General features: G+C 71.1%; 7 protein-coding genes. 4 read left to right on the top strand and 3 right to left on the bottom strand.

Going from position 1 to position 9,719, the window contains the following annotated elements:
- The 3 genes from Q4F04_RS13280 to Q4F04_RS13290 form a co-directional block, all read right to left on the bottom strand.
- Window positions 1–497, bottom strand: a 497-nt coding sequence (locus tag Q4F04_RS13280) for a DUF202 domain-containing protein (protein ID WP_303370292.1), incomplete at its 3' end; no start/stop codon positions are given.
- A 181-nt stretch (window positions 498–678) separates the two neighbouring features.
- Window positions 679–2,610, bottom strand: coding sequence for an acyl CoA:acetate/3-ketoacid CoA transferase (locus Q4F04_RS13285; RefSeq protein WP_303370293.1), 1,932 nt, complete (start codon window positions 2,608–2,610; stop codon window positions 679–681).
- Between the two features lie 3 nt (window positions 2,611–2,613).
- Window positions 2,614–3,996, bottom strand: coding sequence for a GntP family permease (locus tag Q4F04_RS13290; RefSeq protein ID WP_303370294.1), 1,383 nt, complete (start codon window positions 3,994–3,996; stop codon window positions 2,614–2,616).
- A 193-nt stretch (window positions 3,997–4,189) separates the two neighbouring features.
- On the opposite strand from Q4F04_RS13290, the gene Q4F04_RS13295 reads away from it, so the two are divergent.
- The 4 genes from Q4F04_RS13295 to Q4F04_RS13310 all read left to right on the top strand — a co-directional run.
- Window positions 4,190–5,770, top strand: a complete 1,581-nt coding sequence (locus tag Q4F04_RS13295; protein ID WP_303370295.1) for a hypothetical protein — start codon at window positions 4,190–4,192, stop codon at window positions 5,768–5,770.
- Window positions 5,746–7,110 carry a peptidoglycan-binding domain-containing protein gene (locus Q4F04_RS13300; RefSeq protein WP_303370296.1) on the top strand — a complete coding sequence of 455 codons (1,365 nt, stop codon included), beginning with the start codon at window positions 5,746–5,748 and terminating at the stop codon, window positions 7,108–7,110. The genes Q4F04_RS13295 and Q4F04_RS13300 overlap by 25 nt, the downstream gene beginning before the upstream one ends.
- 264 nt (window positions 7,111–7,374) lie before the next feature.
- Entirely contained in the window at window positions 7,375–9,261 is a 1,887-nt protein-coding gene (locus Q4F04_RS13305) for a trypsin-like serine protease (protein ID WP_303370297.1), read from the top strand.
- Window positions 9,258–9,719, top strand: a 462-nt coding sequence (locus tag Q4F04_RS13310) for a trypsin-like peptidase domain-containing protein (protein ID WP_303370298.1), incomplete at its 3' end; no start/stop codon positions are given. The genes Q4F04_RS13305 and Q4F04_RS13310, both read left to right, overlap by 4 nt.

The following is a 9,719-nucleotide window of genomic DNA, read 5'->3' on the forward strand; positions in this document are numbered from 1 at the left end:
GCGACCAGCGACAGGAAGACGTTGACCCCGATCAGCACCCAGCCGGGCAGCCTGCGGATGTCGGGGGCCAGCGGCTCGACCCGGAACAACTGGCGCCAGACCCCGGCGGTGAAGCAGAAGATCGCAAACAGCATCAGCACCGTGGACTGCGCCAGCACCATCCAGCCCGGCACCAGCCCCTCCAGCAGCGCCCGCGCGCCGATGCCGCCCGCCAGCCCCACCATCCCCGTCCGCACCCAGGCGGCATAGGTCCGCTCGGCCGCGAAGACGGTGCGGTCGCCGGCAAGCTCGGTCCGGCGCTCGGCGCTGTCCTTGGTGACGACGGCGGCCTTGGCCGTGACCTCGGCCGCCTCGGCCGAGGTTTCCGCGGCCTCGGATGTCCGCTCGGCGGCCTCGGTCGTCTGCTTTGCGGCGGCGCTGGAGTCCTCGGCCGCCGAGGCCGCGCTTTCGGCCGCCGCATGGGTCTTCCTCGCGGTGCTGCCGCTGCCCTCGTCCATCCGCGTCCCCCGTCTTGCCGGTCCCGGTCTGCGAGGAAAGGCCCGGCCGGGCCGGCCGGTTCCACCGGAACCCCACGCGGCGGGCCGGGCTGGTCGCGACTACCGGTCATGGCCGCAGGCGGCAGGCGCAACCGGCTTCAGGGCGCAGGGAGGGCTGGGAAAAGCCGCGGCTGCTTCCCCGTCAGCTCTCGCGCTGGCGCAGGGCTTCTTCCGCCGCGTGGCCGCTGTCGTGGATGGTGGCGCGGCGGCGGCGGTCCAGCGTCCGGCCCAGCCGGCGGCGCAGGAAGGCCGAGGAGGAATAGCGCGACACCCGCCCGTAAAGCCGGGCCTCGAGGTCGTCCACCATCGCGGCCCAGTCGCGTTCCACGGGTTCCGCGATGTGGAACTGGTCGTAGTTCACCACCACGTCCACCCGCCGCCCCAGCGGCCCCGCCACCGCATCGACGCGCTGGCGGATCGCCTGCACATCCGCGGGGGTCCGGACGGCCAGCCGCGACAGGTTGATGAACAGGATTTCGCGGCCCGGGTCCCAGGCGATCCGCCGGTCCAGCGGCACCGTCAGCAGGTCGTCCTTGAGCCCCATCGGCGCGTCGGTGAAGATGCGCAGGTCCATGAGGGCCACGTCCCCCACAAGGGGCGCGAATCCCATGCGGTCGAGGATGTCGCGCTGCAGGTCCACGCCCGGCGCGATCTCGGCCAGCCGCAGCCCGTCGGGTTCCAGTCGGAAGACGCAGCGTTCGGTGACATAGATGACCGGCTGGCCCAGCCGGGCGGCGCGGGCGCCGGAAAAGGTGATCTGCTCGACCGAGGCGCCGAACTTCCGGGCGCGGCCCTCGGTTTCGATCTGCAGCCGCCCGTCGCCCGCGCGGACGGAAAGCCCGCCCGCCGTGAAGGTGCCGGTGAAGACGAGATGGCGGGCGTTCTGGCTGATGTTGATGAAGCCGCCCGAACCCGCCAGCTTGGGGCCGAAGCGGCTGACGTTGACGTTGCCCGTCCCGTCCACCTCGGCCATCCCGAGGCAGGCGAGGTCCAGCCCGCCGCCGTCGTAGAAGTCGAACTGCTGGTTCTGGGCGATGGTGGCCTCGGTATTGACCGCCGCGCCGAAGTCGAGGCCGCCTGCCGGCTGGCCGCCGATCACCCCCGGCTCGGCCGTCAGGGTGACGTGGTCCAGCAGCCCTTCCTCGGCCGCGACTGCCGCCACCCCCTCGGGCATGCCGATGCCGAGGTTCACGACCCCGCCCACCGGCAACTCGAACGCCGCGCGGCGCGCGATCACCTTGCGGTCGGTCAGGGGCAGGGGGGCGGCCGCGTCGGCAGGCGCACGGTAGCGGCCGGTGTAATAGCGGTTGTATTGCGTGGCATAGGTCTGGGGGTGCAACTCGGGCGGGGCCACGACCACGGCATCGACCAGCGCGCCGGGGATCACCACCTCGCGGGCGGGCAGGCTGCCTGCGGCCACCACCTCGTCGACCTGCACGATCACCACCCCGCCCGAGTTCCGCGCCGCCATCGCCTGCGCGAGATTGTCGAGGATCAGCGCCTCGCGTTCCATGGTGATGTTGCCGCGCTGATCGGCGGTGGACCCGTGCAGCAGCGCCACGTGGATCGGCATGGCCTTGAAGAACAGCCGCTCGACGCCCGCGACGGTGACAAGCTCGACCAGGTCCTCGGTCGCGGCGGGGCTGATGCGGCCGCCGTCAAGCCGGGGATCGACGAATGTCTCCAGCCCCACATGGGTCAGGCTGCCCGCCTTGCCCGCGGCGATGTCGCGGTAAAGATGCGAGATCACGCCTTGGGGGAAGTTCCAGCCCGCGATCTCGCCCGCCAGCGCCCGCGCGCCCAGCTTGGGGATCAGCCCCCAGTGGCCGCCGATGATGCGCCGGACGAGGCCGGGCGCCGCCAGCCGGTCCAAGCCCCGGCCCTTGCCATCGCCCTGTCCCGCCGCGAACAGCAGGGTCAGGTCGCGGGGGTGGCCTTCCTCGGCATAGCGGTCGGCCAGCGCCTTCAGCAGCGCCTCGGGGACGCCCGCGCCGACAAAGCCCGAGGTGGTGACGGTGTCGCCCGAATGGACAAGGGCGGCGGCGTCGCGGGCGGGGACGATCTTGTCGGGCATGGCCTAGCCCATCGCCCCCAGCAGGATCACCACGACCGTGGCGAAGACCGGGATCGCGACCGACACCACGAAGATGTCGCCGTAGCTTTTCTTGTGGGTCAGCCCGGTGATCGCCAGCAGGGTGATGACCGCGCCGTTGTGCGGCAGCGCGTCGAAGCCGCCCGAGGCAAGGGCCGTGACGCGGTGCATCAGTTCCATGCTGATGCCCTGCTCGCGGGCCATGGCGGCGAACTGCTCGCCCAGGGCCTGCAGGGCGATGGACATGCCGCCCGAGGCCGAGCCGGTGATCCCCGCCAGCACGTTCACCGCCACCGCCAGCGAGGCGACCGGGTTCGTCGGGAACAGCCCCAGCACCGCGTCGCGGATGATGGCGAAGGCGGGCAGAGAGGCGATGACCGCGCCGTAGCCCACCTCGGAGGCGGTGTTGAAGATCGGCAGCAGCGAGCCCATCGTGCCCTGGTTCACGCTGTCGGTCAGGTTGCCGAAGCGGTGCCAGTTCAGCGCGATGGCCAGCACGATCGAGATCACCAGCGCCACGATGATCGCCCAGATGCCCGCCACCGTCTGCAGCGTGGTCGCGCCGTATTGCGGGTCCGCAAGGTAGCTCGCGTCCATGCGGGGGATCACGATGTAGGTGAAGACCGCGTTCAGCACGATCACCGAGACGACCGGCAGGATGGCGATGCCGAAGCCCGGCAGGTCCATGTCCTCGGGCAGCGCGCTGTCGGCGGCGGTGAGGGGATGATCGCCGTAGCCTTCCGACCGGGCGTGGCCGGCGGCGGCGCGGCGGTTCAGCCACAGGACGCCGCCGAACAGCATGATGAGGCCGGCGATGGTGCCGAGGATGGGCGCGGCGAAGACGTTGGTGCCGAAGAAGGGCATCGGGATCGCGTTCTGGATCGCGGGCGTGCCGGGGAAGGCGGTCATGGTGAAGGTGAAGGACCCCAGCGCGATGGCCGCGGGCAGCAGCCGCTTGGGGATGTCGGCGCGGCGGAACAGGGCGTTGGCGATGGGATAGATGGCGAAGGCCACCACGAACAGCGACACGCCCCCGTAGGTCAGCACCCCGCAGGCCAGCACCACGGCCAGGATCGCGCGGTGGGCGCCGACGCTGGCCACGATCTTCTCGGCGATGGTGCGGGCGGCGCCGCTGTCGGCCATGACCTTGCCGAAGATCGCCCCCAGCAGGAACAGCGGGAAATAGATGATCACGTAGCCGCCGAGCGACTTCATGAAGACCTGCGTATAGGTCGCGAGGATCGGCAGGTCCCCCGACATCAGCACGGCCAGCAGCGCCAGCAGCGGCGCGAGGATCAGCACGTTGATCCCGCGGTAGGCGAGATACATCAGCAGCACGAGCGAGAGAACGATGCCGAGCAGTCCCATGTCCGACGTCACCTTGTGATTGTTTGAGAAAGAAAGTTGCAAGAACGCGTGGCGATGACAAGCATTGTTGCGTGTGGGGGCCGCTTCCCGGTGCGCCCGTATCGACAGGATCGCCGAAGGATGCTAGCTTCGGATGTGACCGGCGGTGCCTTCCTTTCGGGTGGCGCGGCGGTCCGACCGGACGGTGTCGGCGATGCGTTTGATCGACCCACTGAAGATTGCCTTGTTCATTTTCATGGCCGCGGGACCGGCGCCGGCCCAGCAGGCGGAACCGCAGCTTTTCTCGGTCACGACCACCGGTCCGTCGGCGGTGCCGGGGCGCGAACGGCTGACCTTCCGGGGCATCGCCTTCGCCATCGGCCCCGACAGCCTGCTGACTGCGCAGGGCGCGGTGGGCGACCCGGCCCGGTTCAGCCCCGCCGTGCGCTTTGCCAGGGCCAGCGTGCCCGACCGGACCATCGAGCTTTCCGGGGACGGCGGCCCGTCATTCCCGGCGGGCGTCGCCGCGGTGGACGGCCCGGCGGCGGTGCTTGTCCGCAACCCGCAGGAACTGCCGCTGGCCAGGGCGCGGCTGAGCGCCTGTCCGCCGGGACAGGCGGGCCTGCGCCTGCGGGCGGATGGCGAGATCCCGGTCGAGCCGGTCCTTTCGGGCGGCGTCGTCACCCATTACCGGGTGACGCGGCCGCAAGGGTGGGACGGGCGCGGTTTTCTGGGCGCGCCGCTTCTTGACGGCGAGGGCCGGGTCGCCGGGATGCTGGCCGACGTGGCGGACGACGGGCGCCATGTCGCGATCGCGCCCATGGCGGCGCTTGCCCATCTGGTGCCGCAGACCACCCCCATCGACTGCGACCCGCGCCCCGCGACGGGCATCGCCGCCCTGAACCGGACCACCGGCGCGCTGTCGGCGCGGGTCGGCAAGACCGAGGAGATGCTGCAGGAAACCCAGCAGGCGCTGAACGTCGTGACCAGCGGCCTTGCCGATGTGGCGGACATCTTCGCCGCCCCCGGCGAGGGCCAGGCCGACATCGGGCCGGTCCTGCGGCTGCTCAGGGATACGCTGCGGCCCGCGCAGCCGCTGGCCGGGCGGGTGTCCAGCATCTCGACGATCCTGCAGCGCCCGACCTGGACGACCAAGGCCAAGTTCTCGGACAGCAGCCTGACGCTGACCCTGACCTTCGCCTACCGGATGCAGCTTCCGGGACCGCCGTTCAGCCCGACCCTGCATCTCTGCAGCAGGCTTCTGATGCCCTACCAGGGCCAGCGGGATTCAGGGCAGTATTTCCGCTCGCCCGCCTTCTATGCCGAGGCCGCGCGGCCCGGACGGTGCAAGGAAGCCTTTGTGAACCTGCCCAATCCCGGCGGCCCCTCGGACTGGGGCGAATACCGGGCAGAGCTGTATCTCAACGACTTCGAGCACGAGTTCCGGGAATATGCCGCGGGGCGGAACTGGATCGACCCGTCGCATCCCTGGAACCGGGTCATCTTTGTCGCGCTGGTCAGGCCCGAGGCGGCGGCCGGCGCGGACCCGCAGGGGGCGGCGGTGATCCAGCGCGCGCTGATCCGGCTGCCCGAGGGCGGCGAGGGGTCGGGGGGCGCGCGGCCGGTCGAATGCCGGGTCTTCGACAGCGACCAGGCGGTGATCGACTTCCTTGCGGAAATGCAGCCGCCGGTCTCGCCCTCGGACCTGTCCACCACCGGCTTCGACGACCTGCCCCGGCTGAAACTCGACCCCGCCAATGCGAGCGACGAATGCGTGCCTTCCTCTGCGTCCTGACGGTCCTGGCAACTGCGGCGCAGGCGCAAGCGCCCGGCCCCGGCGGGGAGGCGGCGGGCTTCGACATCATCCACGACGTCCCCCCGGTCCAGAGCATCGCCATCGATGCCGCGACGGGCGGGCTGTTCGCCGCCGTGGCCCCGGATGGCGAGGGGACCGGATCGGCCATCGTGCAATGGCGCCTGGACCCGGTCCGCCGGGCGGCGCTGTGGCAGACGGAAACCATCGTCAGCGACATCGAGATCAGCCACGGCGGCCTTGTCTATGCCGCGGGCCAGCGGGCCGCCCGGCCCGGCGGCCCCGCGGGGTCGCGCAGCGGCATGGTGATCACCCTCGATCCGGCCCGCCCTGCCGACCCGCCCGCCGTCTTCATCAGCTTTCCCGACAATGCCCGCGTCGATTTCCCGCGCTACAGCCAGGCCGCGCATGACGGCGGGGACCGCATCTTCGTGACCACGCCCACGCAGTTCACCGTGGCCGGCTATCCCGAGCGGCCCTTCCACCCCGGCGAGACGCCCGATGAGCTGCGGCTGCGATGCGGCGTGCCGGCGCAGTTCAGCCTGTTCGGCCCCGCGGACCGGCCGGGCTATGTCGCCTCGACCGCCGATGGCGCGCTGCTGGAAGCGGGGCTGGTCCCGCCGGACCCGGCCGCCGCCTCCGGCGGCTGCTTCCGGGTGGCCAATGTCTTCAGCAAGGACGCCCCGGCCACGCTGAACAGCGTGGTCCACGCGGTGCTGGCGGATGCGGGCGGCACCGCCGATGCGGTGCTGGCGCTTGAGCCGAACACCGGCACCCTTGACCTGCTGCGGCTGGACGGGGCCACGCAGCAGTTGTCCCGCGCAGGTTCCGCTGACCTCGGGGCGGGCGACGGCGCCTTCACGCTGCTGGCCGCCAGCCGCGATGGCTCGGTCATCCTTGTCGGCGGCCCGGCGCGCGAGGCGGTGCTGCGCTTCCGGCGCGAGGGCGACAGGCTTGCCCCTGCAGGCACGCTCTGGACCGGGACCGGCCTGCGGCGGATCGAGGTCAGCGCCGACGGACGCCTTGCGGTGCTGGTCATCCGCGATGCCCGCGGGCTTGACCGCATCCACCTGATCCGCGCGCCGGGGGCCCTGGCCGACGGCGCGGCGGGCCTGCCCCCGGGCGGCGACAGCCTGCGCCTGATCCAGTCCGCGCTGAACGAGGCGGGCTTTGCGGTGGGACCGGCGGACGGCATCGCGGGTCCCCGCACCGCCGCCGCCATTTCAGAGGCGATGGCGCGGGATGCCCGTATCGAATCGGGCGGTTTCGATGTAAAATCAATGATCGAAGGGGTATTCCTGTCCCCCCCGGCCGGGAAATGATCTGGAGAGTTGGAGGCTCGCATGATCACCTTCCTGATATCCGCCTTTCTTGGACTTTCACCCGCGCCGGTCACCGGCTGCCCGGTTCCGCAGGCGACCGGGAACATCTGCTGCATCCTGCCGACAGGGCAGCAGTGCTGTTCCCCCACCGCCGACGGGAACGGACGTCCGACCGGCTGCAACTGCTACTGAACGATCCCGCCCGCCCGCAGGCCGCCGCGCCCGCGCGGTGCCCTTGCATGGCCTTTCCCATGGGGGTTCCAGATGTTCCGCACCGCCGCCCTTGTCGCCCTGCTGTCCGTTGCAGCCCTTGTCCGGGGCGGGGCGGCGGCGCAGGATTTCGTCACCGGGGACGAGATCCGAAAGGTCTCGCCCCGCGCCGCGGCCCCGCTGGTCGAGGCGCTTGTCCAGAACCAGGGGATGCTGGACGCCCATGACATCGACAGCCGGCTGCGGCTGTCGCATTTCCTGGCCCAGGTCATGACCGAGACCGGCGGGCTGCGGCGGCTGGACGAGAACATGAACTATTCCGCCCGCCGGCTGACGCAGGTCTTCAGCCGAAAGACGGTGACGCCCGCCAAGGCCGCGGCGCTCGGCGGCCAGCCCGAGGCCATCGCCAACTGGGTCTACCGCAACCGCCTGGGCAACGGCAGCCCCGAGACCGGCGACGGCTGGGCTTACCGCGGTTCGGGCTATATCCAGTTGACCGGGCGCACCAACTACCGCCTGCGCGGCGAGGAGATCGGCCTGCCGCTGGAACAGCAGCCCGACCTTGCCCGCCAGCCGGGCCCGGGGCTGGAGGCCGCCGCCGCCTACTGGTCGGCGCGGCAGATCAACCGCCCCGCCGACCTGAACGACCGTCCCGGCATCCGCCGGCTGGTCAACGGCCCCCGGATGGAGGGGCTGGACCAGGCGATCCTGTGGCACAACCGCATCTGGTCGGGCATCTACCGCGACCGCCCGCCCTTTCCCGACGAAGCCGCGGCGATCGAGACCGCCGGGATCGACGCGCCGCTGGACGCCCAGCAGGCGCTGGAACGCATCCTCGTGGACGAAGGCTTCGCCGAGGCGGGCGCCATCGAATCCGGCGGCGAGGAGGCGGCGGCGCAGGCGCTGCGCGACTACCAGGAAAGCCGCGGCCTCGAACCCACGGGCGTGCTGGACGAGGACACCTTCTACGCCATCACCGACCCCGAGGAATGGCGCAACGCCGAGGATACGGAAATGGCCGCAGCCCCCTTTTCCGGCGAGGGCGACCAGGGCGTTGGGCATGACCTTGCCGGGACCGCCCCGGCCGCGGTCCCGGTCCTCGATCCCGTCACCGGCAGCGGCGAGGCGGGGACCGAGACGCTCGACATCGGCGAGCAGACGGATTTCGCATCCGCGGGCGGCACCTATTCCGCCTATGAGACCGCCGAGGGACGGCGCGAGGGCGGCAGCTTCATCCCCTTCACCGTGATCGGGGATGACGACCGGGTGGCGGTCCTCGACACCACCGCCTTTCCGTCCCGCGCCATCGTCCAGATCCTGTTCCGCAAGCGCGCGGGGCTGGGCCAGAGCCTCTGCACCGGAGCCATGATCGCCCCCGACGTGGTGCTGACCGCCGGGCATTGCGTCCATGGCGGCACCGCGATGGGAAGCTGGTATGCCGATTTCGAGGTGTTTCCCGGCCGCAACACCGGGTCAAAGCCCTTCGGCGCCTGCAAGGCCACCCGGCTTTACGCGCTGCGGGGATGGACCGCGTCCTTCTTCGTGTCGGATTCGCGGCTTTACGACCTGGGCGCGATCCGGCTGGATTGCGACATCGGCCAGCGCACCGGCTGGTTCGGGGTCGCGGCGCTGCCCGACGCGGCCTTCGGCCAGCCCTCGACCGTGCAGGGCTATGCCGCCGACAAGGAGCCGCCGGGCCGGCAATGGGTCAGCCTCGACCGGTTCCGCGTGCTGGAAACCGAAAAGGCCTTTTACGAGAATGACACCTTCGGCGGCACCAGCGGCTCGCCGGTCTACACGGGCGAGGATTACCGGATCACCTGCGTCCACACCAACGGGCTGCACGGGTCGGGCAACTGGTCGCGCTTCAACGCCTGCACCCGCATCACCCCCCCGCGCCTTGCGACCATCGCGGGCTGGATCGAGGAGCCGCAGCCATGAGATCCCTGACCATCGCCGCGCTGGCGCTGCTGCTGCCCGCGCCCGACCCCGCGCAGGCGGATGCGCTGGACCCGACCATCGTCCATGTCGAATGTTCCGAGCCCGGCGGCAATCCGCGCCGGGGAACGGGCGTCGTCATCTCGCCGGACGGCATGGTGCTGACGGCCAAGCACGTCGTGCTGGGAACCGCGGCGGCCCTGAGCGATGCCACCACCTGCATGGGTGGCCTGGGCCATGCGCTTCTTCCAAAAAGCCAGATGACCGTGCAAAGCCTCAGCGGCGCCTATGACGCGGCCATGCTGAAATATCCGGGGCTTGTCGGGGCGGACCATGTGCAGTTCTGCCCGGTCGAGCCGCGCCACAAGCGGGCCGAGGTGATCGCCGCGGGCTTTCCCCTGCGCAGCGCCACCGGCCAGCCCTCCGAGCGCATGGGCATCCTTGCCACCACCGAGCCGGAC

The sequence above is a fragment of the Paracoccus sp. (in: a-proteobacteria) genome (assembly GCF_030536915.1).
Taxonomy (GTDB): Bacteria; Pseudomonadota; Alphaproteobacteria; order Rhodobacterales; family Rhodobacteraceae; genus Paracoccus.

Coding starts and splice junctions, on each gene's coding strand:
- Q4F04_RS13290 (WP_303370294.1), bottom strand. CDS start 3,996: ATGGGACTGCTCGGCATCGTTCTCTCGCTCGTGCTGCTGATGTATCTC.
- Q4F04_RS13295 (WP_303370295.1), top strand. CDS start 4,190: ATGCGTTTGATCGACCCACTGAAGATTGCCTTGTTCATTTTCATGGCC.
- Q4F04_RS13300 (WP_303370296.1), top strand. CDS start 5,746: ATGCGTGCCTTCCTCTGCGTCCTGACGGTCCTGGCAACTGCGGCGCAG.
- Q4F04_RS13285 (WP_303370293.1), bottom strand. CDS start 2,610: ATGCCCGACAAGATCGTCCCCGCCCGCGACGCCGCCGCCCTTGTCCAT.
- Q4F04_RS13305 (WP_303370297.1), top strand. CDS start 7,375: ATGTTCCGCACCGCCGCCCTTGTCGCCCTGCTGTCCGTTGCAGCCCTT.